Here is a 25,601-nt window from a genome sequence, read left to right as displayed (position 1 = left end):
TTGGTGACCGTGTGATCTCTCTGTGCGCTTGCTGTGCGCCGGGCCCGGTGCCCGAGACGGGGGACACCGGGCCCGGTGCTCAGCTGTGGACGCGCAGCGGCACGACGTTGCTCGGCAGGGAGCCCCGGCCCGGCTCGCGCTTCGGCGCGTCCGCGCTGATCGTCAGCGTCACCAGGCTCGCGTACCGCGGGTGCCGGTCGACGTAGACCTCCGGCACCGAGCACGCCGCCGCCAGGACCGCGCGGTGGCGGTGCAGGTGGTCGAAGGCCTCGCGGCCGTACAGCGACACGACGACGTCACCGCCGCGGGGCCGGCTCCAGAGGATGGTGGGCCGGCCGCCGGGGAGGCGCAGGTGCGGGAACACCGCCCGCAGCCGGTGCTGCAGCGCCACCGCCTTGAACCGGGCGCGGACCTGGCGCCGCCGCAGCACCGCCCAGCCGAGCGCGGCGGCCAGGACGAGCGATGCCCACAGTGGACCCGCCCACAGCGCGAAGGTCACGGCGCAGTAGGGGAGCAGGGTGACGGCCAGGATCTCCCACCGCCAGTGGTAAACCCGCAGCGGGAAGGACGGCTGCTCGCTCATCTCCGTGCTCCTTTCGTCGTGGCGACGGCGGAAGACCCCGCCGAGGTGGTGCAGGAGACGCCCGGCCCCGGTGGCGGCCACGATGGCCGCGACGATCGCCGGCCCGGACGTCATGTCGGGATCCGCGTCTTGGGGGCGGGCTGCAAGTCCTTGTCCTTGCCCAGCCGCCAGGTCCACCGCCACCCCGCCCAGACCGCGGCGACGGATCCCACCAGGACGAGCACGACGGCCTGCCCGACAAGACCGTCGAGCGGCGCGAGCCGCAGCAGCACCAGCAGCGCCCAAAGCTGGGACGCGGTGAAGGGGATGACGAGCCCGGCGGCGTAGACGCCACGCCGCCAGCGGCTGCCGCGCGGTGCGGCGGTGGTGTTGGGGTCCATGAGTGCCCTCCTCCTCGGTGGATCCAGGAAACCTCCGGAACGCCGCGCCTTGTGTGTCAGGTGACTCAGAAGGCGGGATTCAGCTCGCGATTCGTCGAAGTTCGGCCAGGCGGTGGATCGTCACGTTGGCTGGACGTAGGAGAGGTGTGACCGTGCCTCTGATACTTCCGGCGGTGACGCACGCGTTCGGGTGGGTGGCTCGATCAGGCAATCCGGCGGCGGCTTTCCGGGCCGCTGGGCACTCTCCGTGGTAACCCGGGAGCGGCCGGTCGCGAGGTGGCCGACAAAAAGGTGGCCTGTGAGCTGCGGCCGCAACCCTTTTGGAGGAGTCGGGCCGAGTCGGCGGCGTCATTGCCGCGAGGATGGGATAAGGTGCGCTCTGTGTCCACGAACTGTCACCTCCCTACGTTTGCCTACATGAGTAGGTAAGAACAGTGGCCGGTGCCTACCTACATTCTATGTCGGCGGCAGAGCCGCCGATAGGTACTGATGTGGTAACGCTGACCGTCGCGGAGGTAGGCAGGGAGTTGCGCCGGCTGCGCAAGGCGGCTGGGCTGACCCAGGCCGACGTCGCCCGGATCATCGGTGTGACCCGGGCGAACCTGACCCAGTGGGAAACCGGGCGGTACCTGCCGTCGGTGGAGAACGCCCGGCTGCTCGACGATCACTTCCGGGCAGCGAACTCGCTGGTCCGGATGGTCGAGGCGGCCCGGTCGCCGGCGCCGGCAGGCGGTGCGCTCCTGTCGACGGGTGGCTCGCTGCTCGAAGTCTTCCGGCGGGCCGGACACAGCCTCGCCGGGCTTCTGATCCGCGACGAGAACGGCCGTGCGGTCGGCTGGCGGCACAACCTCCAGCAGACGAGCGAGCAGACCACGCTCGCCACGGCCTACGGGATCAGCGCCACGGTCGTGTTGGGCGCCACCTACATCGACCTACACGACATCGTCGAGGATCTTTACGCGAAGCGGTCCGACTTCGGGTGGCAGGGCCGTTCCGCCGGCCGCCGCCCCGAGGTCACCGCGGCGGTGGTGGACGCGCTGTGCCAAGCCAGCACCGTCCTCTCCGCCGAAGAAGGGCTCCAGCACCTCGAGAACTCACTCGACGAATACAGCCGGACGCGCCCCTTTTTGCTCGCTACCGCGTTGCGCACCTCGGCGCGCATCGGACCCGACGCCCCGCTGACCCGGCGGCTGGCCGACGACCTCCTCGCGGCCCGGCTGGACTTCGACGGCGTCCTCTTGTGGGGCGAGAAGAAAGAACCGCGACTCGTGTCGCCGGAACCGTCCGCAGCGCACACCGCGCGTGCCGTCGTGGCATTGCGGGTTCTGCTGCGGACTGGCGAAGACCGCCCCGACGTCCGCGACGCCGTCGACGTGGCAACGGAATGGCTCGTCGACCGCACCCACCCCGACGACGGGATCATGGAAGAACTCGCGCTGCCGCAACCCGGTGGCCGGCAATCCGTCCGCGTGAACATCAAGCACTTCACTTCCGCTTGGGTCGTCCAAGCACTCGCGGAGGCCCCGCAGGTGCCCGCGGTCCGGCTGAGCCGCGCACTCAGCTCGCTTTGGGAACGCTACGAAGCCGGTGTCGGCCTGTGGGCCTGGGGCAGCGGCGACCTTCCCATCTGGATGACCCTCGACGCCGTCACCGCCCTGCGCTCGGCCGCGCTGGCGTTCACGGCACCCCCTTTCCTCCCACCAGCCGCAGAATAGAGAATCCCCGCACGATGAGCACGACTCCCTTCGTCGTTGCCGCCGATCTTTCGGCAGGCCACGCGTTCCCGCGCCGGATCGCGGAAGCGCTTCGCGGCGACGATCTCCACATCGGCTTGACCCAGCTCGAAGCGGCGTCCGAGCACATCCGCGCCGACCGGCTCGGTTTCGCCGCCTGGCTGCGGGACCTGATCGCCGACGACGCGGCGGTCACCGAGGTGGCCAAGCGTTCGTACTGGCACCCCAACAGCTTCGCGAAGATCGTCCTCCACGCCGGCGTCGAACCGGAGTTCCGCGTTCGCCTGCACGTCTGGCCCCGCGGCGAGACGCCTTCGCGCGGTGAATCCAACCCGCACAGCCACCGGTGGGACTTCTCCTCCTACGTGCTCACCGGAACCGGGATGCACATGGTGGACTTCGAGGAGGCCACCGACGGCGGGAAGCCGTACCAGCGGTACCGCTACGGTACCGACCCCGCGAACCCGGCGGCGCTCGTCGCTGACGGCGAAGCCCGGCTGAAACGCCGCGGGGTCCGGCACGTCCACGGTGGTGACGTGTACCGGTGCGACACCTCGGTCGTGCACACGGTGCGTCCGATCGACGCCGGGCTCACCGCGACTGTCGTGGTCCAGGGACCGCGCCGGACGCCGACGACGGTCGTCTACTGCGAGCCGGGGGAAAGCGACGACCAGCCCAACTTCGCACTCGACGGAGCCGACTTGGTGCGGCTCGTGAGCGAGATCCTTTCGAGCCTCGAGAACGAGGTCGCACCATGACGCTCATGGAGTTCAAGGCCCAGGTCATGAAGCGCCGGAGCCCAGCGCGACGAGGTGACCGCGGGGTGCTGACCGACCGGGCGATCCGGCGCGCTCAGCAGTCCGGCGAACTGCGGGTCGAGCCGTTCGACGCCACTCTCGTGCGCCCGGCCGCGCTCAGCCTCCGGCTCGGGTACGAGGCGTTCACGCTCACGACGTCCGGCCCGGTCGACGTCGCCGATCGGGCGACCCACCCGGACCTGGTTCCCAAGGAGTTCGACGCCCAGGGGCGGCTGGTCGTGGAGCCCGGCGAGGTGGTGCTCGCCCCGACGTTGGAGAAGATCGGCCTCCCCGGGACCCTCGCCGGCCTCGTCGACGGCACCAGCGACTACGCGCGGCTCGGGATCAGCGTCGTGCTGTGCGGTCAGGTCAGCCCCGGGTTCGGACGGGCCGCGGGCGCGGTGCTCACCCTGGAGATCGTCAACCACCTGCGGCACCCGGTGCTGCTGTACCCCGGGACGCGGATCTGCAACTTGATGCTGTTCGCATCTTCCGGGAGCGAGCTGACCTACGGCGAAATGCCGCACAACTACTCGAGCGACCACACAGTCGTCGCGTCCCGATTGGCAGACCATGTCCGGCGCAACTGAGCTCACGCTAGGCGACCTGGGCGAGCGGGGCATCCAGGAACGCGTGCTGCGGCCCCGCTACGGTGCTTTGGAAGGCTTCGGCGACGACAGCGCGTTCCTGGCGGCGGTCGAGACGGGGTGCGAACTGGTCGCGACGACCGACAGCTGCCCGACGCCGGTCGTCAACATCCTGGCCGAGCCGGACCTGTTCCACGCGGGCTGGCTGCTGGCCACGATCAACTTGTCGGACCTGGCCGCTGCCGGCGCCGAGCCGCTTGGCCTGGTCGTGAACTACACCCTCCCCAAGACGACGACGGTCGCGGAGTTCGAGCGCCTCCTCGACGGCGTCGACGCCTGCTGCCGGGAACACCGGACGAAGGTCGCCGGCGGCGACATCCGGGACGGCGCGACGATGCAGCTGACGGCCACCGCGATCGGCCGGTGCGTGCCGGGCAGCAGGCTCCGGCGGTCCGGGGCTCAGGAGGGCGACCGCCTGTTGCTGGTCGGTTCACCGGGGTACCTCTGGGCGGCCGCACTGGTGAAGACGGGACGGGCTTCGCTGCCGGAGGCGCTGGCGGACGAGCTTTGGCGGCGGGCGTGCCGGCCGGACGCCCAGCTGAAAGCGGGGCGGATACTCGCCGCCGGCGGACTCGCGCGAGCGGCGATGGACGTGTCCGACGGCCTCTTCGCGACGGTTCGCACGCTTTGCGAGGCCAACGGGCTCGGCGCGACGATGACCGGGGAGTTCGAACTCGACGCGATCGTGGCGGAGGTGGCGCGACAGAGCGGCTTGCACCCGTTCGAGCTCGCCCAGACGTGGGGCGACTGGGGGCTGGTCGTGGCCACGCGGGCGGAGGACGCGGGGCTGGTCGTCAAAACGCTGTGGGGAGAAGGTGTGCCGGCGCAGGAGATCGGCACGATGACGGCCGGCCCCGCGCTGACGCTGGGTGCCGACGGGCCGGCGTGGGAGGGCACCGCGCAGGAGCGGTTCTCAGCCAGCTCCTGGCACGGTGGTGAGGCGGCCACGCTCGTCGCCGCCGTGCTCGGGCACCACTGATCGTCATTCCGCCGGCGCCGGCACAAACGGCGGGAATCGAGACGGAAACGCGATCGGCCGAGCCGATTCCACGGCGGCCCGGAAACGGTGCCGCTACGGGTACAATCGTGCTCTTGCCCGCGCCACTGCGGATCACTGGAGGGTGGCGGAGTGATGCCAGAGCGAACGCCCCGGGCCGCGCTCGCCCGCCGTCTGCGCGCCCTGCGCGAGGAGCAATGGCCGGACGCCGGTATCACGCAGGCCGACCTCGCCGGGGCCATCGGCAGGGTCAGCGTCGCGTTGATTTCCTCGTGGGAGAACCCGGAAAACCCGGTCATGCCGCCGATCAAGCGGCTCGAGGTGTACGCGACGCTGTTCGCGACCCGGCGGTCGCTGGACGGTGACCACCTGCGTGTCGTGCCGGCCGGGGAATTGACGAAGGAGGAACGGGAGCGGCGTGACGAGCTCCTGGACGAGTTGCGGTCGCTTCACGAAGGCTTCGAACCCAAGACTTTCGAGCAGGTGCGGGATCTCTGGACCTTCGAAGAGCACCAGGACGTCACCATCGTGTGCGCTCCGCTGCCGGAGGAGCTCCGCCGCCACCTCAGCTACGCCGATCCGGAGAGCGCCGACTTCGTTTCGCTGTACACCTATGCCGACCCCGACGCGCTGATCGAGCTGTTCGGCCACATCCGGGCCCGCAACCCCGAAGCCCGGGTCACTTTCCGTACCGCGGACAGCCTGATACCCGACGACTACACCGCCCACTTGATCCTGCTCGGTGGGGTCGACTGGAACTCGGTGACCCGCGACGTGATCGAACGGGTCGATCTCCCCGTCGAGCAGGTCGGCCGGGAGGAGGACGCCGAACAGGGCGGCTTCCGGGTGCGCCGGAACGGCCGGTCGATCCTGTTGGAGCCGCAGTTCGACGGTGGTCGCCTGCTGGAAGACGTCGCGCAGTTCTACCGCGGGATCAGCCCGTTCAACCGGAAGCGGACCGTGACCGTGTGCAACGGCATGTACGGCCGCGGCACGCTGGGAGCGGTTCGCGCGCTGACCGACCCGAGGTTCCGCGACCGCAACGCGGGCTACCTGCACGATCGCTTCGGCGAAGCGGAGTCGTTCAGCATCATCAGCCGGGTACCCGTCGTCGGAGGGCAGGGGCTGACCCCGGACTGGACCCTCGAGGAGAACCGGTTGCACGAGTGGCCCGAGGCCGCCGAATGACCGCGCGCCAGCACCGGTCGCACCGGGGCCTGCTGGCCCCTCGTGACGCCCTCGACGCTCCGCGGGCGGAGCTCGATGCGATCATCGTGCCCACCAGTCGCCCGGCCCATTACCTGTGTCAGGCCATCTCCGCGGCCAAAGAGCAGGACGTCCTCCTGCTCATGCTGTGCAGCAAGCGATCCACCGCCTTCGACGCCGTCATCGAGGCCAGGAACGCCGGTGCCCGCGCCCTCGCCATCGACACCGGTCTGCTCGATCCCGAGCTGGTGCCGGACTTCGCCACCGATCGGGTCCTGCGGTCCACCCGGTTCGGCCGGTCGGCTGACACCAGTTTCAAGCGGAACCTCGGGTTGCTCATCGCGGTGCTCGCCGGCTGGGAACGGATCCTCTTCCTCGACGACGACATCGAGCTGCCCGATCCGGTCCACCTCGGTGCCGCCGCCGGATTGCTCGGCGAGTACCCGGTCGTCGGGCTCGCCAACGCGGGCATGCCGGACAACTCCGTCGTGTGTCACGCGATCCGGGATGTCGGACTGCCACAGGACACGTTCATCGGTGGCGGAGCCCTCGCGGTCGGTGAAGTCGCGTTCGAGTCCTTCTTCCCGAACATCTACAACGAAGACTGGTTCTTCCTCCTCGACGGCACCGGCTTGCGGCCGTCGGCGATCACCGGAACAGCTGTCCAGCGCGTTTACGACCCGTATCGCGACGCTCGGCGCGCCCGTGGTGAAGAACTGGGTGACACGCTGGCGGAGGGCGTGTTCGGTCTGTTCGACAGCCACCTCGGCCTGGCGGACGCCGATCAGGCCTACTGGCGGGAGTTCCTCGTCCATCGGCGGCGGATCATCCACGACACCATCGAGCTGGTACGGGCGTCGCCGAACGAGGCAGCCGTACGCGCGCGGATGGTCGCCGCGCTCAAAGCGGCGATCGGGCACAGCCTGCTGATCACGCCGGAGCTGTGCATGGGGTACCTGAGTGCCTGGCAGTCGGATTGCGGGCGCTGGCGGCGGCGGGTCACCCGGCTCCGGCGCGACCACGGGGCTGGTTTGGGCATCGAGCACGCCGTCGCGGCCCTCGAGATCCCGCGCGCCGCTCAGGTCGATGTCGGGGTCACGACCGGCGCGCGGCGCCGCTCGGTCGCACTTCGGGTGTGACCGGCTCCTGGCCTTTGACCAGCACGTGGCAGCGTTCCGGCCGGCGGACGACTCGGCCGTCCGGCCGCACGTCCAGCGTGTAGCAGGTGACCTCGCCATGACCCCAGTCCCGGTAGTCCAAGCGGCGGTACAGGCGGGCAGCGGCCGGGTTGTCGGTGCGGACCGCCAGGGCGACCCGGTGGCCGCCGCGCTCAAGGACGTATCGCTCGGTCGCGGCGACCAGTGCCCGGCCGATGCCGCGGTTGCGCAGCTGCGGCCGGACCTCGAGGTGGGTGAGCAGCGCGACGCCGGGAAGGTGCGCGCGGATCGGCGGCTCTTCGGCTCCTTCGAGCCACACGTAGACATCGCCCGCCAGGCGGCTCCCCAGCCACGCGAGCAGGAGCACGCCGCGCCCTTCCCGCTGGCGCGCCAGCCGGTCGGTGAAGTACCACTCGGCACCGAACGCCGCGGCGAACGGCTCTACGTCCGGGGAACGGGCCGGCCGCACGTGGGGCTGGGTCATGGGTCCTCCCGTCCGCCCGGGCGCACATCGTCGCACAAACCGCGGCTACATGGGAACGCTCAGTCGCTCGAGGTCAGGTCGTAGACTGTCACACCGTCCACAGTGGACGACCGGTAGTGCTCCGCCACCCATTCGGCGATCTGCTGGGCCGCGTCCGAACCGGTGCTGCCCTGCATCGTCATTCCTTCACCGAGGAAGTAGTGGATCCGCCCATCGGCCACGTACTGCTGGAACTGCGCCAGCGTCGGGTAAGGGTCCGTTCCGTTGAACCCACCCACCGCCATCACCGGTGCTCCGCTCGCCAGCTGGTAGCCGGCCGCAGCGTTCGACAACACCGTTGCCGCCGTCCACGTGTACTGGGACGCGTCCTGCCGCAGCAACGCCGTCAGTGACGCGCCTGGCAGGGTCGTGCTCAGCAGCGATCCCGGGCCGCCGCCACGACCGCCGCCGAAGCCGGCGGGGCCGCCGAAGCCGCCAGGGCCGCCGAAACGGCCTGATGATGGGCCTGCCGAAGGGATTGCGCCGCTGTGGGGCACCGCGGCCGTCGCCAGGGTGTACGCGCCGGTGCCCGACAACGTCACGATGAGCGCCAAGACGGCGACCGCCGTGGCCGCCCAGCGGGTCAAGTGGGCCGCGAAGAACAGGGCCACCGCGGCCAGCAGACCGCCGACCAGGATCGTCGGGGCAAGCCACGGGTGCCACGTCGAGCCCGAGAGCACCAGGTACGCCGTCAGGGCCGTCAAAGCCACGCCGCCGCTCAACGAACCGGATGCCGCCGGGTTCGAACGCAGGCGCCACAGCTGGACCGCCGCCGTGCCGGCCAGTGCCGCGATCGGCGGGGCCAGTGCCACCGTGTAGTACGGGTGGATGATGCCGCCCATGTAGCTGAACACCAGGGCCGTCACCACGAGCCAGCCGCCCCACAGGATCAGCGCCGCGCGGGAGCGGTCGGTGCGGGGTGCTCGGCGGGTGAACCACAGGCCCGCGAACAGCGCCAGCAGCGCCGCCGGCAGGAGCCACGCGATGCCGCCCGCCATTTCGCTGCCGAACAGCCTCGTCAGGCCGGTCGAGCCCCAGCCGCGGCCCGCGCCGCCGCCGACGCTGCCGACCTCGTCGCCGGTGATGCGGCCGAAGCCGTTGTAGCCGAAGACCAGTTCCCACAGGGAGTTGGTCTGGGAGCCGCCGATGAACGGGCGGTCCGCCGCCGGCCACAGGGCAACCACCACGAGGTACCAGCCCGCGGCGGCCACCGTCGAGGCGAACGCGCCCAACAGGTGCAGCAGCCGCTTGCCGAGCGGCGCCGGCGCGGCCACGAGGTAGGCGAGCGCGAACGCCGGGAGCACCAGGAACGCCTGCAGCATCTTCGCCAGGAAGCCGAACCCGACCGCCACGCCCGCCAGCGCGAGCCAGCGCGGGCTCGCCTTCTCACCGGCGCGGACCACGCAGTACGCGGCCGCGACCAGCAGCAGCACCAGCAGCGCGTCCGGGTTGTTGAACCGGAACATCAGCGCGGCGGCCGGGGTCAGGGCCAGCACGAGCCCGGCGACCAGGCCCGCGGCCGGGCCGGACGTCCGGCGCACCGTCGCGTACAGCAGCCAAACCGAGCCGACGCCCATCAGCGCCTGCGGCACCAGGATGCTCCACGCGTTGACGCCGAACAGCCGCGCCGACAGGCCCATCACCCACAGCGCCGCCGGGGTCTTGTCGACCGTGATCGCGTTCGCCGCGTCGCTCGAGCCGAAGAACAGCGCTTTCCAGCTCTGCGAACCCGCCTGGGCGGCCGCCGAGTAGAAGGCGTTGGCCCAGCCCGAAGCGCCGAGGCCCCAGAGGTACAGCACCGCCGTGCCGAGGAGCAGGACGGCCAGGGCCGGGCGGTGCCAGGCGGTGCGGGTGGGAGCAGGTGGGGTCACGACGGTTTCGCGTGACGCGAGTGCGGTCATGGGCTCAGCTTCCGGTGCCCAGCTGGGGCCGGGTTGTGCCGATGCTGTGCACTCGCTGTGCGGGCACGGCCACGGGCAGGCGCACGGCGAACTCGGTCCGCCCGGGACGGCTGTGCACCTCGATGGTGCCGTGGTGGGCGAGCACGACGGCGGACGCGATCGCCATGCCGAGCCCGGTGCTGCCCGCGGTGCGGGAGCGTGACGAGTCGCCGCGCGCGAACCGCTCGAAGACCTCCGGGAGCAGGGCGGGGTCGATGCCGGGGCCGTTGTCGGTCACCGTGAGCACCGCGCTGCCGTCCGCCGAGCGGGCCAGCGTCGTCACCACGGTGGTGCCCGGCGGGGTGTGCGTGCGCGCGTTGGCCAGCAGGTTCGCCAGCACCTGGTGCAGGCGCTGGACGTCGCCGTGCACGAGGACCGGGTCCGGGGGCAACTCCAGGAGCCAGCGGTGGCCGCGGCCGGCGACCTGGGCGTCGCCGACCGCGTCGGCGACCAGCCGGGTGAGGTCGACGTCGCGGACGTCGAGCGGGCGGCCCGCGTCGAGCCGCGCGAGCAGCAGGAGGTCCTCGACGAGCGCCGACATCCGGACGGCCTCGGACTGGATCCGGCCCATCGAATGGGCGACGTCGGGCGGCACCAGCGCGCTGCCGCGGGCGGCCAGCTCGGCGTACCCGCGGATGGCGGCGAGCGGGGTCCGCAGCTCGTGGCTGGCGTCCGCGACGAACTGCCGGACGCGGATCTCGCTGTCGTGGCGGGCTTCGAGGGCCTGGGCGACGTGGCCGAGCATGAGGTTGAGCGCCGAGCCGACCTGCCCGACCTCGGTGCGCGGGTCGGTGTCGGACTCCGGGACGCGGATGGACAGCGCCACCTGGCCGCGGTCGAGCGGGAGCTCGGTGACCCGCCCGGCGGTGGCCGCGACGCGGTCGAGGGGGCGCAGCGTGCGGCGGACCGCGAACGCGCCGAGGAAGGCCGCGCCGAGCACGCCCGCGGCGGCGACGCCGAACAGGATCAGCCCGACGGTGACCAGCGTGGCGGTGACCGGCGCCAGCGGCAGGCCGGTGACCACGACTTCGCCGGTCCCGGTGACCGGCAGCGCCATCAGCCGGTACTCGCCGAGGTCGTCGAGGGACACCGTGTGCGGCTTGCCGTCGGTGGGCACCGAGAGCATGCCGGCCTGCTGCGCCGCCGTCAGCTGGAGGCGTTCGCCGTGTTCGGAGATGCTGTCGTCGTGGACGAGCTGCCGCCCGTCGAAGGTGCCGCTGACCGTGCCGACGTTCTGCCCGAGCGGGTGCTGGCCCTGGTCGTCGGGCAGCGGGCCGGCGTCCTGCGGGCGGGCGTTGCTCGCGAAGACGAGCGAGCGGCTCGCGGCCGCGGACAGCTGCTGGTCGACCTGGCGGGTGAGGAAGACGTCGAGCGCGAGCTCGCTGACGACGCCGACGATCAGGCACACCACGGTGAGCAGCACGACCATCGACCCGGTCAGCTTCGCGCGCAGCGAAAGCCGCCCCCGGCGGGGGCGTGACGGGACGGTTCGCGCGGCCATGGGATCAGCGTCCGTCCAGGCCGTGTGTGCGGGTTGTGTGCTGCCTGTGAGGCGGCTGTGCGGTGCCGGTGCCCGGTTCCGCCGGTCACAGGAACGGCTGACGGCGGGCACAGTGCGCGCACAGCGACGGGCTCCACCGTGGATCGCACCGAAGGATCTCGTTAAGGAGCACGACCATGACCACACCGCAGGCACCGTCCACACCGGACCAGACGTGGGGCGCCGCGCCCGCACCGGGCACGCCGCCGCGCGCGAGCTGGTCCCCGGGCAAGAAGATCGCGGCGGGCGCCGTCGCGGCGGTGATCGTGGCCGGCGGGGGAGCGGCGGTCTGGGCCGCTTCGTCGTCGACGTCGACCGCCGCGGCCACCGGCCCCGGCGGGATGAACGGCATGACCGGCGGCCCCGGCGGCATGCCGGGCGGCGGCTTGGGGTCGGCGTTGCACGGGGAGTACGTGTCCTCAGACGGGAACGGCGGCTACGTCACGAAGATCATGCAGACGGGTGAGGTGACGGAGCTGAGCGCGACGTCGCTGACGGCGAAGAGCGACGACGGCTTCTCGAAGACGTACACGATCACGTCGGCGCAGGCGACGGGCCTGGCGACGGGCGACACGATCACGGTGGTGGCGACGGAGTCGGGCGACACGGCGACGGCGACGTCGGTGACGGAAGGGCAGACGGGCGCCCAGCCGGGCGGCGGGCAGGGAACGCCGCCCACCGGCGCGCCGGCCCAGACGGGCTGAAGCCGGCCCTCAAGCGCCCCAATGTGGCCTTGGTTGCGTCTGGCGCACCCAAGGTGGCCTTCGGTGCGTCAGACGCACCGAAGGCCACCTTGGGGCGCTCGGGCCTCAAGGACGGCAGGTGACGAGAGGTCGTGGGCGAGCACAGGCCGCGGCGTAGGTGTCGCGGAGTTCGGTGATCACGACGCCCGGCTCGGTCCGGAGGCGGCTCGGGAGGGTCTGCAGGCAGACGATCCCGGCTGCCGAGTACCGCGCGTTCCGCGCCAAGGTTGCCGCGTAGTGGTCGCCGCCCTCGTGGTACCCGCGCGAGTCGATCTCCCAGGCGAAGGCGACGTCTTCACACCAAGCGTCCGGCTTCGAAATGAAGCTGCCGTCCCGGTCGAAGACGCTGACGTTCCATTCGGCTGCGGGCAGCTCCGAAAGCTTCCAGATTTCCCAGGCATCTGCCTCGGCTACCGACTCCGCACCGTTCAAGATCGCTTGCAGTGCTCGCCGGGGGATCGCGGAGCCGCGTTGACTGCCCAGGCTCAACTCGCGATCGAGCTGCTCTGGCGTGCATCTCCTCCGCTGGACCGCTTCGGCGAGCATCGCTTGTACGGTGTCGAAGTCGCGAAGCCGGCGCGCTCCGTCGAGCACCGCGCGGTGCACCGGCGCGATCGGCACGCCGTCTCTCAGCAATGGGTTCGGCAGCCGGGTGGTGCGCTCGATCAGGGCGAACCCCGCACTGGTGACCTCGCGCGCGTGTGGGGTCAGCAGGTGGACGTCGTCCGGTTCCGGGATCCGTTGCAAACCGTGCCGGCGCAAGGCCCAAAGCCCCGTGACCACGGAGCGGTTGCCCCCGCGCAGCAGCGCGGCTCTCAGCCGTTGTTCGTCGGTCGGCTCCGAGGGATGCAGCAAGATCACACCCGGCAGCAGTCTGCGCCATGGTCCGCCGGGTAGGCACCGCCGGTAGATGCTGCTTCGGGGCATGCCGATTTCCTCGAGCTCCGATACGCGTACGACGTCGGGATTGCTCGCGTGGCCGGTGACGAGTGGGTGCTTGGTCCAGGTTGCTCGGTACACGCGTCGAGGATGCGCACCAGGTCCGACAAAACCGCGCCGCGCGCGGTCACGAGTGGCAGTTCAAGGCCGTTTCCGTCGGAAATCCGCCGTTCGCGCCCCTCGCCTCAAGCGCCCCAAGGTGGCCTTGGTTGCGTCAGACGCACCGAAGGCCGCCTTGGGTGCGTCAGACGCACCGAAGGCCACATTGGGGCGCTTGGGGTCAGCGGCGGTCGTAGTCGACCGCGACCTCCGGGGTCGTCGCCCGGGCCCGGCACGTCAGGATCCGGCACGCCGCCGCGTCGGCCTCGGTCAGCGCGTAGCGGACGTCCATGTCGACCTGGCCGTGCAGGAGCGTTGCCTGGCAGGTGCCGCACGCGCCGCCCTGGCAGGAGTACGGGACCTCCAGACCCGCGCGCAGGGCCGCGTCCAGGACCGTCTCACCCGCGGCGGCCGGGATGGGGGTCGTCGTGCCGCCCAGGGTCACCGCCACCGTGGCCGCCGGGCCCGCCGGGTCGCGCAGCGGGGCCGCGCCGCGGAAGAGTTCGAAGTGGACGTTCTCCTCCGGGACGTCCGCGTCCGCCAGGGTGCGGCGGGCCAGGTCCGTCAGGCCCCTCGGGCCGCACAGGAACCACTCGTCGACCTTCGCCGGGTGGAGGCGGTTCTGCAGGAGGGCGCGCAGCCGGGTGGCGTCGAGGCGGCCGCGCTGGTAGCGCTCGTGGGAAATGGCCAGTGCCTCGCCGATCACGTCGAACTGGCGGGGCCGGTGCGCGTGCAGGTCCGGGTCGCGCTCGTCGGTGCGGTAGTGCACGACGTGCAGGCGGCCGCCGAAGCCCTCGGCCAGTGCCGTCAGCTCTCGCGCGAACAAAGTCGTCGCACCCGACGTGTTCACGTACAGCAGCGTCGCCTTGCTGTGCGGCTCCGCCGACAGCGTGCTGACCAGGATCGACAGCACCGGCGTGATCCCGCTGCCCGCGGCCAGCGCGACGTAGTGCGCGGTCCGCGCGGGATCCTGGGTGTGCGTGAACCCGCCCGACGGCGGCAGGACGTCGAGGAAGTCGCCTGCGGCCAGCGCCGTCGTCGCGTGGCTCGAGAACGCTCCGCCCGGGCGCCGCTTCACCGCGATCCGCAGCTCCCCGGACTCCGCCGGCGCGCAGATCGAGTACGTCCGCCGCACCGGCTGCCCGTCGAGCACGGCCCGGACCGCCACGTGCTGGCCGGGGGTGAACCGGAACTCCTCCTTGAGCTGCGGCGGGACGTAGAACGTGATCGCGACGGCGTCCGCGGTCAGCGGCCGCACCTCGCGCACCCGCAGCCGGTGGAAGCGGCTCGGCCCGAGCGGCGGGGGCGCCGGCGCCGGTTCGCCGCCGAGCTCGCACGTCAGCCGCCGCCACGCGCGGTACTCCGCCGCGGTCAGCTCGCGGCCCCACGCCGTGGTGATCGGGACGTCGCGGGCCAGGTACGCGTCCCGGTTGTCCTTCCACGCGCGCAGGTAGCGGTAGAACGGCACGGCGGGGTGGAGGTGGTGCACCAGGTGGTAGTTCTGGTAGAGCATCATCGGCGTCATCAGCCACTCGAGCCCCACCCGCACCCGCGTGGTGCCGAACTTGTCGCGGGGCTTCGCGGCGGGCAGCCCGTGGTGCGGCAGCCAGTCGAACCACCACGCCAGCACGGCCAGCCCGAGCCGCTGCGGCAGCACGTAGCCCAGCAGCAGCTCCACGCCGTAACCGCCGGCGATCAGCGTCGCGGCCGCGGCGAACGCCAGCGACACCGCGACGACCGTCTCCGCGCGCTCCTGCGGCGGGCGGGTCCGGACGCGGGCCGCGTAGAACCGCGCGTACCAGAAGTCGATGGTCAGCCACCGGAACGGCAGCGACCACCAGGCGCCCTGCGAGGTCCACGCGTCCGGGTCGGTGCGCGAGTCCGCGTTGGTGTTGCGGTGGTGTTCGCTGTGGATGAACCGCAGCAGCGGGAACGACGCGTAGGCGGCGACGAACGGCATCGCGAGCCTGCCGAGCACCTCGTTGACCCACGTCAGCTTCCCGGCCGCGTGGTGCGACGACTCGTGCACCACGGTGAACATCGTGAAGGTGACGATCGCGTGCAGCGGCACGGTGAACACCGGCGGCGCGATCCCCTCCAGCAGCAGCCAGGTCGCGGTGACCCACAGCGTGACGCCGCCGAAGAACAGCAGCAGCGTCGGCACCGAAGCGCGGGGGAGCGGGATCCGGGGCGAAGGCACCGCGCGGGACGGCACCGGAAGCGCCGTCCCGGTGCCGCGCGGCGGGGTGTCGACGACGGGCATCGAACGGTCTCCTCGGTCGAGAAGCTCCTGGCGAGGCGGGAGTCACCGTAGACAACCCGGCGGGGTTTGTAAACGTTCGGGCAGGCTTCGAAAAAAGGCGCCCGCCAGCGAAACGTTAGCGGTGGGTAAGCTCGCCTTGTGAAGGCCGTCACCCACCCCGCCCCGGCACGCACCCGGGAACGGTTGCTGGCCGCGGCGGCGGACGTCATCGCCGCGGACGGCTGGGCCGCCGTGACGATGGGGAAGCTGGCCGCGCGGGTCGGCGTCAGCAGGCAGACCGTCTACAACGAACTCGGCTCCAAGGCCGAGCTCGCCGAGGCGCTGATGCTCGCCGAGACCGACCTGTTCGTCGCGCGCGTGAACGCCGACGTCGCCGCGCACCCGGACGACCCGGTGGACGGCGTGACGGCCGCCTTCCGGCACACCCTCGAAGCCGCCCGCGCCAACCCGCTGGTCCAGATCGCGCTCGGCGGCGCGCAGGGCGGCCGCGACGACTTCCTCCCGCTGCTCACCTCGCAGCCGGAAGCGGTGCTCGGCCGGGCCGTCGAGGCCGTCGCCGCGGTGTTCGCGGGCGCCTACCCCCAGGTCCGGCTGACCCCGTCGGAGTGGGCGGTCGCGGTCGAGGCGTTCGTCCGGTTGCTGCTGTCCCACCTGGTGCAGCCCAGCGGCTCGGCCGAGCACGCGAGCGGCCAGATGCGCTGGGTGATCGGCCGGATGCTCGGGTCCTGACGCCGCAGGTGGCCCCCGGCCCGGCGGCGATGGCCACTGGCCTAGACTCGGACGTCCCGGTCTGCACGTGACCGGGGCCATTTCCGCAGGATTGTCCTACACAATCGTTACCGCTCGAGGAGAAGACCTTGAAGAGCACCGTCGAGCAGCTGAGCCCGACGCGAGTCAAGATCAATGTCGAGGTGCCGTTCGACGAGCTCAAGCCGAACTTCGACCGCGCCTACCGCAAGATCGCCCAGCAGGTGCGCATCCCGGGCTTCCGGCCCGGCAAGGCGCCCGCTCGCGTCCTGGAAAGCCGCATCGGCCGCGGCCCGGTGCTCGACGAGGTCGTCAACGAGGCCATCCCGGCGAAGTACATCGAGGCCGTCCGCGAGAACGAGGTCCGCACGCTCGGCAACCCCGAGTTCGACGTGACCAAGCTCGAGGACCGCGACGTCCTGGAGTTCACCGCCGAGGTCGACGTCCGCCCGGAGATCGAGCTGCCCGACCTCGAAGGCTTCGCGGTCACCGTCGACGACGTCGAGCTGACCGACGCCGAGGTCGACGAGCAGCTCGACGAGCTGCGCGCCCGCTTCGGCACGCTGACCGGCGTCGACCGCCCGGCCGAGACCGGCGACTTCGTCTCGATCGACCTGTCCGCGACCGTCGACGGCGAGGCCGTCGAAGAGGCGAGCACCACCGGGCTGTCCTACGAGATCGGCTCCGGCCAGCTCGTCGACGGCATCGACGAGGCCATCGTGGGCGCGACCGCCGGCGAGACCAAGACGTTCACCACCCAGCTCGTCGCCGGGGAGCACGCCGGCAAGGACGCCGAGGTGACCGTGACCGTCCAGACGGTCAAGCAGCGCGAGCTGCCCGAGGCGGACGACGAGTTCGCCCAGATGGCGAGCGAGTTCGACACGATCGAGGAGCTCAAGGGCGACCTCCGCGAGCGCCTGGGCCGCGTCAAGAAGATGCAGCAGGGCGTCCAGGCCCGCGACAAGGTGCTCGACGAGCTCCTGGAGCGCACCGAGGTGCCGATCCCGGAGAAGGTGCTCGACGCCGAGATCGAGAACCGCAAGCACGACGCGATCCACCCGTTCGACCACGACGAGGCCCAGTTCGCCAAGGCCCTCGAGGCCGAAGGCCGCACCCTCGAAGAGTTCGACACCGAGACCCGCACCGAGTCGGAGAAGGCCGTCCGCACGCAGCTGCTGCTGGACACCATCGCCGACAAGGAAGAGGTCTCGGTCAACGACGGCGAGCTCACCGAGCGGATCATCTACCAGGCCCAGCGCTTCGGCATCAGCCCGGACGAGTACGTCCAGCGCGCCCAGCAGTCGGGCCAGCTGACCGCGATCTACGCCGACGTCCGGCGCGGCAAGGCCCTCGCTTCGGTGGTCCGCAAGGCCACCGTGACCGACGGTTCCGGCGCCGAGGTCGACCTCTCGGAGCTGTTCGGCTCGGACGAGCCCGCCACCGACGAGGCAACCCAGGAGACGCAGGTCACCGACGAAACGGCGAAGACTCCGGCGGAGTGAAGCTGTGAGCGAACTTGGGCGGTGTCAGGCATTCTGCACCGCCCAAGTTCGTTAGGGTCGGATACAAGATCTCAAGCATCTGAAACGACAGCGGTGGCCGTCAGCACCGGGCCACCGCCGGCGAAAAGGCAGGCAGACGTGACGCAGCACACGCCCGAGGCGCGGACCGGCACCGCAGGGCTCAACCTCACCGACTCGGTGTTCGAGCGGTTGCTCCAGGAGCGCATCGTCGTCCTCGGTTCCGAGGTCAACGACGAGGTCGCCAACCGGATCACCGCGCAGCTGTTGCTGCTCGACGCCGACGACGCCGAGTCCGACATCCGCTTCTACATCAACTCGCCGGGCGGTTCGGTCACCGCCGGGTTCGCGATCTACGACACCATGCAGCTCATCCGCCCGGACGTCGCGACGTACGCGATGGGCATGGCGGCCTCGATGGGGCAGTTCCTGCTCTCCTCGGGCACGCCGGGCAAGCGCTACGCGCTGCCGCACGCGCGCATCCTGATGCACCAGCCGTCGGCCGGCGTCGGCGGCACGGCGTCGGACATCGCGATCCAGGCCGACCTGTTCAACAAGTGGAAGCAGGAGCTGGCCCGGATCACCGCGGAACAGACCGGCCAGACGGTCGAGCAGATCATCAAGGACGGGGACCGCGACCGCTGGTTCACCGCGCAGGAGGCGAAGGACTACGGGTTCGTGGACCACGTCCTCACCGCCGACATCGCCCGTCCGGGCTCGAACTGAGCGCGAAGCACACAGGAGACTCGATCATGAGCAACTTCCGGCTCCCGGGTGACTTCCAGGCCCCGAGCACGCCCCAGTCGCGGTACATCCTGCCGTCGTACGTGGAGCGCACCAGCTACGGCGTCAAGGAGTCGAACCCGTACAACAAGCTGTACGAAGAGCGGGTCATCTTCCTCGGCGTGCAGGTGGACGACGCGTCGGCCAACGACGTGATGGCCCAGATGCTGCACCTCGAGCACGAGGACCCGGACCGCGACATCCTGATCTACATCAACTCGCCGGGTGGCTCGTTCACCTCGCTGATGGCGATCTACGACACCATGCAGTTCGTCCGCCCGGACATCCAGACGTACTGCCTCGGCCAGGCCGCCTCGGCCGCCGCGGTGCTGCTGTCGGCCGGCACGCCGGGCAAGCGCTACGCGCTGCCGAACGCGCGCGTGCTGATCCACCAGCCGGCCACCGAGGGCACCTACGGGCAGGTCTCGGACCTGGAGATCCAGGCGAACGAGATCCAGCGCGTGCGCCGCCAGATGGAGGTCATCCTGGCCAAGCACACGAACAAGGACCCGGACCAGATCCGGACCGACATCGAGCGCGACAAGATCCTCACGGCCGAGGAGGCCAAGGCGTACGGCATCATCGACGAGGTGCTGCCGTACCGCAAGGCGTCGGCTCTGTAGATCCGCCAGGCCGGTGTGTGTCGAGGAGACGACACACACCGGCATCCTGGTTTAGGGTCGTCCTCTGACGTGCTCCCGGAGCGTGTGGGTGTTCCCGCCCACGGCATCGGACGGGTACCGTCAGTGGCAATGCGTGAGGCTCCGCCCGGTCGAGAGTGGCCGGGGGGTCGCACCGCCGCAACACACGTCAGGCGCGGAAACCCGCGCCGGAGGGGACGAGGTCAACGGCCATGGCACGGATCGGTGACGGCGGAGACCTGCTGAAGTGTTCTTTCTGCGGGAAGAGCCAGAAGCAGGTGAAGAAGCTCATTGCCGGCCCCGGGGTCTACATCTGCGATGAGTGCATCGACCTCTGCAATGAGATCATCGAGGAGGAGCTGGCCGAGGCCGGCGACGTCAAGCTCGACGAGCTGCCCAAGCCCGCCGACATCCACGAGTTCCTCGAGCAGTACATCATCGGTCAGGACGACGCCAAGCGGACGCTCGCGGTAGCGGTCTACAACCACTACAAGCGGATCCAGGCGGACGACAAGGCCGGGCCGAAGGACTCCAAGGAGGAGTCGGTCGAGCTCGCCAAGTCGAACATCCTGATGCTCGGCCCCACCGGGTGCGGCAAGACCTACCTCGCGCAGACCCTGGCGAAGCTGCTGAACGTGCCGTTCGCGATCGCGGACGCCACGGCGCTGACCGAGGCCGGGTACGTCGGCGAGGACGTCGAGAACATCCTGCTCAAGCTCATCCAGGCGGCGGACTACGACGTCAAGCGGGCCGAGACCGGGATCATCTACATCGACGAGGTCGACAAGATCGCCCGGAAGAGCGAAAACCCGTCGATCACCCGCGACGTGTCCGGCGAGGGTGTCCAGCAGGCGCTGCTGAAGATCCTCGAGGGCACCACCGCCTCGGTCCCGCCGCAGGGCGGCCGCAAGCACCCGCACCAGGAGTTCATCCAGATCGACACGACGAACGTGCTGTTCATCGTGGCCGGCGCGTTCGCCGGGCTGGAGAAGATCATCAACGAGCGGGTCGGCAAGCGCGGCCTCGGCTTCGGCGCGGAGATCCGCACCAAGTCCGAGATCGAGGAGAGCGACGTCTTCTCCGACACCATGCCCGAGGACCTGATCAAGTTCGGGCTGATCCCGGAGTTCATCGGCCGGCTCCCGGTCGTGGCGACGGTGAACCACCTGGACAAGGACTCGCTGGTCAACATCCTGACCCAGCCGCGCAACGCCCTGGTGAAGCAGTACAAGAAGCTCTTCGAGATGGACAACGTCGAGCTCGAGTTCACCAAGACCGCGCTCGAGGCCATCGCCGACCAGGCGGTCCTGCGCGGCACCGGCGCCCGCGGCCTGCGTGCGATCATGGAAGAAGTGCTCCAGCCGGTGATGTACGACATCCCGAGCCGCGACGACGTGGCGAAGGTCGTCATCACCGAGCAGACCGTCCGGGAGAACGTGAACCCGACGATCGTCGCCCGGCAGCCGACCCGGCGCGCCCGCAGCGAGCGCGGTGAGAAGTCGGCCTGACGCCGGCCGTCTCCGGGCCACCACGGGCCCGGAGACCGACAGGAAAAGCTGAATGACTGCTGATTCTTTCCCGGGTACCGGGGGCACCACCCGCGGGGGCGGCGTGCAGGCGCCGCCGCCTCCGGCCCCGCCCGCCGAACCGGTGGCCGCCGGGCCGGTCCTCGGGTTCCGCGAGCTGAGCGAACGCGTGATCGCGTCCGCTTTCGAGCGGTACCCGTGGCTGAACCGCGTGCTGATGGGCGTGCTGGCCGTGTGCACCGGCACGTGCGTCGTGGCCGTGGTGAGCCGGCTGTCGCCGTTGCCGCTGATCCCGGTGCCGCTGTTCCTCGTCGCGGGCTACGGGCTGTGGCAGGCCCGCGGCGTGACCGAGCGGCGTCAGCTGGTCAACTGGGTGCTGCTGTTCGCCCTCGCGGCGCTGATCGGTTTCTGGCTGATCTCCGTCGTCGGCCGCTGGGTGGAGTGAAGTCCCGCCTTTCGTAGCGTTTGGCGTCGTAGCCGCCGGGGTACCACCGACGCGTGGTAGATGCCCTTCAGCCGTTCCGGCATCCCGCATTGTTCTACCGTGGTGACACTGAGTACCTCGATGGTGTCATTCCGTTCCTGCTCGAAGGGCTCGACCGCGGTGAGCCCGCCGCCGTCGCCGTTCCGGGCCGCAACCTGGTGCTCGTCGAGAAGGCGCTGGAAGACCGCGCGGACGACGTCCTCCTGATCGACATGGGCCGGGCGGGCCGCAACCCCGGCGCCATCCTGCCCTCGGTGCTGCACTCCTTCGCCGACCGGCACCCCGGCCCGGTGCGGATCGTCGGCGAGCCGGTCTGGGCCTGGCGCTCCGACGCCGAGTACCCGGCGTGTGTGGAGCACGAGGCGCTGATCAACAACGCCTTCGCGGGCCGTGACCTGGCGATCCTCTGCCCGTACGACGTCGCGGCGCTGTCCCCGCCGATCCTGGCAGACGCCGAGCGCACCCACCCCGAGCTGTGGGGCCTGGCGGGCCCGTTCGACAGCCCGCGCTTCGACCCCGACGGCGTCCGCGCGGACCTGAGGCGCCCGCTGGAGCCCCCGAACGGCGCGGTGGAGCGCTCGTTCGACCTCGCGCAGCTGGCGTCGCTGCGGGGCTTCGCGGAGATCTGGGCGGCCCGCCACGGCCTCCGCCGGCCGCGCCGCGACGACTTCGCGCTGGCGATCGCCGAGCTGACGACGAACAGCGTGCTCTACGGCGGCGGCACGGGTGTTCTGCGGTTGTGGGCGGCGCCGGACGAGGTGGTCGGCGAGGTGACCGACACGGGCACGATCGCGGACCCGCTGGCCGGCCGCATCCCGCCGGCGGCGTCGACGCTGGGCGGGCGCGGCCTGCTGCTGGTGAACCGGCTGGCCGACCTGGTCCGCACGTACTGGATCCCGGGCTCGACGACGACCCGGGTCCACTTCCGCTGCGGCTGACCTCGCCCGCCGGGTACTTCGGCTGTAGACAGACCGTCAGTCCGTGCGGGGGACGTGCTTGCCGAGGAAGCTGATCAGGCTCGGCACCACCGTCCGGTTGAACGGGTCGCCGTGCTTGCCGTGCGCCGTGTGGGCGACCGCCGGGTGGGCGGCGTCGATGTAGCGGCGGACGCCGGTGATGAACGGGTCCTCCGTGCCGCACCAGATGCCGTTGGGGACGCTCTTGGTCTCGTCGATGTGGCGCAGCGGGTCGAGCGCCGTCCAGTCCTGGATGTCGCGGAAGATGTGGCGCTTGGCCATCTCCGGCCACGACGTGATCAGCGCCGGGGCCAGCGTCGCCACCGCGGACGGCGGCTGACGGCGTTCCACGCGGCGGCGGGTGTACACCAGGGCGCCGAAGCCGCCCATCGAGACGCCTGTGCACGCGAAGGGCAGGCCGGTCGGGCCGGCGAAGCCGCGGGCCCGCAGCCACTGCGGGACCTCCTCCAGCAGCATCGCCATCGGGTCGTCGCCCGGGTGGACCTGGTGCCAGTAGTTGTCGCCGCCGTCGACGGCCACGAAGCCGAACGACGGGACCGCCTTGCGGGCGACGTCGCTGGCGAGCTGCTTGAGCGTGCCGGTCGGGGCCGCGCTGCGGGCGTTGCCGTGCAGGCCGTGCAGCACCAGCGACATCGGCAGCCCCTTCGGCGGGGTCTTCGACGGCAGGATGAACACCAGGTCGACCATCCGGCCGCGGGCCGCGGAGTAGACGCGTTCGACGCGCGTGCTGCCCAGCTGGGTCGTCGGGTTCGACGACGCCACGCCGAGCGCGCGCTGCAGGGCCTGGCTGAAGGGCAGCTTGCCGGTCGCCGTCCCGACGGCCAGGCCGGTCACGGCCAGCCCGGACGCGCCCGCGATCAGCACCGAACGGCGGCTCAGCCAGCGCCGCGCGCCCTGGACCGCCGCCTCCGCGACCGCCTTCGCGGGCTGCGGCTGGTCCCCACCGCCCGCGCGCTCCGCGTCCCCGTTTTCCTCGTTCACCTGTCTCCGTCCCCCGCCTGCTCCCATAGGACGCCGCGCACCCGCTCCGCGTTCCCCTCCCGTCCCGCTCGCCGGGTTAGTCGTTCCCACCCTGCCCGGCGTTTCGGGTCCTCGCGCGCCAAGCCGCCTTCGCGGCGTCGGTGGAGCGTTCGGCCCGGTCCACAGTGTCCCCGAGACCCACGGCGAGCGTGATGCCGAGGGGTATCAAAATGTGGTCTATGCCCTGTTCGCCGGGCCCGAAGTGCCCGGACGCCTCCAAGGTGACGAAGCCGTGCAGGGCGCTCCACAGCTGGGCGGCGGCCTGGTACTTGTCCGCGGGCCGGAAGCGGCCCGCCTCGATGGCCCGCTCGGTGGCCCGGACGATGTGCTCGAACGCCTCCAGGCCCTCCGGGGCGGCTTCGCGGCCCTCCTCGGTGGTGAGGTCGGACAGCGTCGCGCGCTTGCCGCCGGGCGCGGACTGGCCGAACGTGACCGCGAACAGCTGGGGCTGCTCGGCGACCGCCTGCCGGTAGGTGCGGGCGAGGCTGAAGATGTCCGCGACCGGGTCGTCGGTCTCGCCGACCTCGGCCAGCCACTCCGAAAGCCGCAGGAAGCCGGCGCGCGCCACCTCGTCGACCAGCGCGGCCATGCCGCCGAAGTGCGTGTACACCGCCATCGTGGAGACGCCGACCTCCGCCGCCAGCTTGCGGGCCTGCAGGGTTTCCGGGCCGCCGTCGTCGAGCAGCCGGATGGCGGCCTCGACGAGCCGGGCCTTGACGTCGGTCGCGCGCGGTTTGGGGCTCATGCTTGCCAGTGTCCCATAACCCTGTTATACCTGTATCCATAACCCAGTTATGGAACGCGCGGAGGGGTCACGCCATGGGCAATAAGTTCCTCGAAGGAAACTTCGCCCCGGTCAGCCGGGAGCACACGATCACCGAGCTCGCCGTCACCGGGCGGATCCCCGAGTTCCTCGACGGCCGCTACCTGCGCAACGGCCCCAACCCGCTGTCCGAAGTGGACCCGGCGGCCTACCACTGGTTCATGGGCGACGGCATGGTCCACGGCGTGCGCCTGCGCGACGGCAAGGCCGAGTGGTACCGCAACCGCTGGGTCCGCAACGAGTCGGTCAAGGCGACGCTCAACGGCGAGGACGCGAGCCGGTTCTGCGGCCTGGACGCGCTCGGCGCCAACACCAACGTGATCGGCCACGCCGGCAAGACCCTCGCGCTGGTCGAGGCGGGCGCGCCGATCTACGAGCTGACCGACGAGCTCGACACCGTCGGCCGCTGCGACTTCGACGGCACGCTGCCGGGCGGCTACACCGCCCACCCCAAGCGCGACCCGCGCACCGGCGAGCTGCACGCCGTCTCGTACTTCTTCGGCATGGGCAACAAGGTCCAGTACTCGGTGATCGACGCGGCCGGCCGCGCGCGCCGCGTCGTCGACGTCGAGGTCACCGGGTCACCGATGATGCACGACTTCTCCCTGACCGAGAAGTACGTTGTGTTCTACGACCTGCCGGTGACGTTCAACGCCGGGATGGCGGTCGCCACCTCCGTGCCGAGCGCGCTGCGGACGCCCGCGAAGCTGGTCGTGTCGGCGATGGTCGGCAAGGTCCGCGTGCCGGACCCGGTGTCGGCGATGATGGCGAGCAAGATCGGCGCGAACGGCGGCCTGCCCTACCGCTGGAACGAGAAGTACCCGGCGCGGATCGGGGTCATGCCGCGGGACGGCCAGAGCCGCGACGTCCGCTGGTTCGACGTCGAACCGTGCTACGTCTTCCACCCGCTCAACGCCTACGACGACGGCGACAGCGTCGTCCTCGACGTCGTGCGCCACCCGAAGATGTTCGACCGGGAGCTGCACGGCCCGGCCGAAGGCGGCCCGACGCTGGACCGCTGGACCGTCGACCTCACCGCGGGCAAGGTGCTCGAGGAGCGGCTCGACGACCGGGGCCAGGAGTTCCCGCGCGTCGACGAGCGGCTCGTCGGCCGGCCCCACCGCTACGGCTACGCGGTCTCGACCGACGGCGAGGCGAACCCGGGCAGCTCCCTGTTCAAGCACGACTTCCGCACCGGCTCCCGCCAGGAGCGCGCGTTCGGCGGCGGACGGCAGCCCGGCGAGTTCGTGTTCGTCCCGTCCCACGACGACGCGGCCGAAGACGACGGTGTCCTGATGGGGTTCGTCTACGACCCGGCGTCGCAGCGCAGCGACCTCACGGTGCTCGACGCGGGCACCCTGGAGACGGTGGCGGCGATCCACCTGCCCGACCGCGTGCCCAACGGCTTCCACGGCAACTGGGTCGCCTCCTAGGTGTGATGTCCGGGGACGTTGTCCCGAGTTGAGGTGATTACTGGCGGCCTGTCGTGCTGACAGGTGAAGGCCTCCGGATGTGAAGTGGAGCTGTCTAGGA

At 70.9% G+C, this 25,601-nt stretch carries 24 protein-coding genes; 15 read left to right on the top strand and 9 right to left on the bottom strand.

What is annotated here, in order from left to right; translation table 11 throughout:
• Window positions 1–79: 79 nt before the first annotated feature.
• Both EIY87_RS38200 and EIY87_RS38195 read right to left on the bottom strand, forming a co-directional pair.
• A complete protein-coding gene (locus tag EIY87_RS38200; RefSeq protein ID WP_191984417.1) occupies window positions 80–697 on the bottom strand; it encodes a hypothetical protein in 618 nt (205 codons plus the stop codon).
• Entirely contained in the window at window positions 694–963 is a 270-nt protein-coding gene (locus EIY87_RS38195) for a hypothetical protein (protein ID WP_125314806.1), read from the bottom strand. The genes EIY87_RS38200 and EIY87_RS38195 overlap by 4 nt, the downstream gene beginning before the upstream one ends.
• A 458-nt stretch (window positions 964–1,421) precedes the next feature.
• On the opposite strand from EIY87_RS38195, the gene EIY87_RS38190 reads away from it, so the two are divergent.
• From EIY87_RS38190 to EIY87_RS38165, 6 genes are all read left to right on the top strand, one after another.
• Window positions 1,422–2,678, top strand: a complete 1,257-nt coding sequence (locus EIY87_RS38190) for a helix-turn-helix domain-containing protein (protein ID WP_225440302.1) — start codon at window positions 1,422–1,424, stop codon at window positions 2,676–2,678.
• Window positions 2,679–2,692: 14 nt separating this feature from the next.
• Complete coding sequence (locus tag EIY87_RS38185) at window positions 2,693–3,454, top strand: hypothetical protein (protein WP_125314805.1); 762 nt, start codon at window positions 2,693–2,695, stop codon at window positions 3,452–3,454.
• Entirely contained in the window at window positions 3,451–4,083 is a 633-nt protein-coding gene (gene dcd / locus EIY87_RS38180; protein ID WP_191984416.1) for a dCTP deaminase, read from the top strand. The genes EIY87_RS38185 and dcd overlap by 4 nt, the downstream gene beginning before the upstream one ends.
• Complete coding sequence (locus EIY87_RS38175; RefSeq protein WP_125314804.1) at window positions 4,067–5,119, top strand: thiamine-phosphate kinase; 1,053 nt, start codon at window positions 4,067–4,069, stop codon at window positions 5,117–5,119. The genes dcd and EIY87_RS38175 overlap by 17 nt, the downstream gene beginning before the upstream one ends.
• Before the next feature lie 153 nt (window positions 5,120–5,272).
• Window positions 5,273–6,325, top strand: a complete 1,053-nt coding sequence (locus EIY87_RS38170; protein ID WP_125314803.1) for a helix-turn-helix domain-containing protein — start codon at window positions 5,273–5,275, stop codon at window positions 6,323–6,325.
• Window positions 6,322–7,482 (top strand): hypothetical protein, encoded by a 1,161-nt coding sequence (locus tag EIY87_RS38165; protein WP_125314802.1) that lies wholly within the window; start codon window positions 6,322–6,324, stop codon window positions 7,480–7,482. Before EIY87_RS38170 ends, EIY87_RS38165 begins: the two co-directional genes overlap by 4 nt.
• On the opposite strand, the gene EIY87_RS38160 is transcribed toward EIY87_RS38165, so the two are convergent.
• The 3 genes from EIY87_RS38160 to EIY87_RS38150 are packed head-to-tail and all read right to left on the bottom strand — an operon-like array spanning window position 7,439 to window position 11,464.
• Window positions 7,439–7,984 carry a GNAT family N-acetyltransferase gene (locus tag EIY87_RS38160; RefSeq protein WP_125314801.1) on the bottom strand — a complete coding sequence of 182 codons (546 nt, stop codon included), beginning with the start codon at window positions 7,982–7,984 and terminating at the stop codon, window positions 7,439–7,441. The genes EIY87_RS38165 and EIY87_RS38160 overlap by 44 nt on opposite strands.
• Before the next feature lie 59 nt (window positions 7,985–8,043).
• Complete coding sequence (locus EIY87_RS38155) at window positions 8,044–9,924, bottom strand: ArnT family glycosyltransferase (protein ID WP_191984415.1); 1,881 nt, start codon at window positions 9,922–9,924, stop codon at window positions 8,044–8,046.
• A gap of 4 nt (window positions 9,925–9,928) precedes the next feature.
• Window positions 9,929–11,464, bottom strand: coding sequence for a sensor histidine kinase (locus EIY87_RS38150; protein WP_125314800.1), 1,536 nt, complete (start codon window positions 11,462–11,464; stop codon window positions 9,929–9,931).
• Between the two features lie 176 nt (window positions 11,465–11,640).
• Between EIY87_RS38150 and EIY87_RS38145 the strand changes: the two genes are divergently transcribed.
• Window positions 11,641–12,207, top strand: a complete 567-nt coding sequence (locus tag EIY87_RS38145; protein WP_125314799.1) for a hypothetical protein — start codon at window positions 11,641–11,643, stop codon at window positions 12,205–12,207.
• A gap of 105 nt (window positions 12,208–12,312) precedes the next feature.
• Here EIY87_RS38145 and EIY87_RS38140 read toward each other — a convergent pair whose 3' ends face one another.
• Both EIY87_RS38140 and EIY87_RS38135 read right to left on the bottom strand, forming a co-directional pair.
• Complete coding sequence (locus EIY87_RS38140) at window positions 12,313–13,098, bottom strand: hypothetical protein (RefSeq protein ID WP_125315036.1); 786 nt, start codon at window positions 13,096–13,098, stop codon at window positions 12,313–12,315.
• 367 nt (window positions 13,099–13,465) lie between these two features.
• Entirely contained in the window at window positions 13,466–15,547 is a 2,082-nt protein-coding gene (locus tag EIY87_RS38135; RefSeq protein WP_125314798.1) for a fatty acid desaturase, read from the bottom strand.
• A 138-nt stretch (window positions 15,548–15,685) separates the two neighbouring features.
• Here EIY87_RS38135 and EIY87_RS38130 point away from each other — a divergent pair, with 138 nt between their 5' ends.
• The 7 genes from EIY87_RS38130 to EIY87_RS38100 all read left to right on the top strand — a co-directional run bounded on the left by EIY87_RS38130 (window position 15,686) and on the right by EIY87_RS38100 (window position 22,186).
• Window positions 15,686–16,276, top strand: a complete 591-nt coding sequence (locus tag EIY87_RS38130) for a TetR family transcriptional regulator (RefSeq protein WP_125314797.1) — start codon at window positions 15,686–15,688, stop codon at window positions 16,274–16,276.
• Window positions 16,277–16,404: 128 nt separating this feature from the next.
• The gene (gene tig, locus EIY87_RS38125; protein WP_125314796.1) at window positions 16,405–17,796 is read left to right on the top strand and encodes a trigger factor; all 1,392 of its coding nucleotides are present in this window, start codon (window positions 16,405–16,407) and stop codon (window positions 17,794–17,796) included.
• Between the two features lie 138 nt (window positions 17,797–17,934).
• On the top strand, window positions 17,935–18,540 hold the full coding sequence (locus EIY87_RS38120; RefSeq protein ID WP_125314795.1) for a ClpP family protease: 606 nt from the start codon (window positions 17,935–17,937) through the stop codon (window positions 18,538–18,540).
• A gap of 26 nt (window positions 18,541–18,566) precedes the next feature.
• Entirely contained in the window at window positions 18,567–19,220 is a 654-nt protein-coding gene (locus EIY87_RS38115; protein ID WP_125314794.1) for an ATP-dependent Clp protease proteolytic subunit, read from the top strand.
• 230 nt (window positions 19,221–19,450) lie between these two features.
• Entirely contained in the window at window positions 19,451–20,746 is a 1,296-nt protein-coding gene (clpX, locus tag EIY87_RS38110) for an ATP-dependent Clp protease ATP-binding subunit ClpX (RefSeq protein ID WP_125314793.1), read from the top strand.
• 52 nt (window positions 20,747–20,798) lie between these two features.
• A complete protein-coding gene (locus EIY87_RS38105) occupies window positions 20,799–21,209 on the top strand; it encodes a hypothetical protein (protein ID WP_125314792.1) in 411 nt (136 codons plus the stop codon).
• Window positions 21,210–21,262: 53 nt separating this feature from the next.
• Window positions 21,263–22,186, top strand: a complete 924-nt coding sequence (locus tag EIY87_RS38100) for a sensor histidine kinase (RefSeq protein ID WP_125314791.1) — start codon at window positions 21,263–21,265, stop codon at window positions 22,184–22,186.
• Window positions 22,187–22,222: 36 nt separating this feature from the next.
• Here the strand turns inward: EIY87_RS38100 and EIY87_RS38095 are convergent, their stop codons facing one another.
• On the bottom strand, window positions 22,223–23,104 hold the full coding sequence (locus tag EIY87_RS38095) for an alpha/beta hydrolase (protein WP_225440329.1): 882 nt from the start codon (window positions 23,102–23,104) through the stop codon (window positions 22,223–22,225).
• A 178-nt stretch (window positions 23,105–23,282) separates the two neighbouring features.
• Entirely contained in the window at window positions 23,283–23,990 is a 708-nt protein-coding gene (locus EIY87_RS38090) for a TetR/AcrR family transcriptional regulator (protein WP_125314789.1), read from the bottom strand.
• A 74-nt stretch (window positions 23,991–24,064) separates the two neighbouring features.
• Here EIY87_RS38090 and EIY87_RS38085 point away from each other — a divergent pair, with 74 nt between their 5' ends.
• Window positions 24,065–25,501, top strand: a complete 1,437-nt coding sequence (locus tag EIY87_RS38085) for a carotenoid oxygenase family protein (RefSeq protein ID WP_125314788.1) — start codon at window positions 24,065–24,067, stop codon at window positions 25,499–25,501.
• Window positions 25,502–25,601 lie beyond the last annotated feature (100 nt).

This window comes from Amycolatopsis eburnea (genome assembly GCF_003937945.1).
In the GTDB taxonomy this organism is placed as follows: Bacteria; Actinomycetota; Actinomycetes; order Mycobacteriales; family Pseudonocardiaceae; genus Amycolatopsis; species Amycolatopsis eburnea.
Note: the sequence above shows the minus strand (reverse complement) of the source record. Positions and strands in the feature narration are given on the sequence as shown.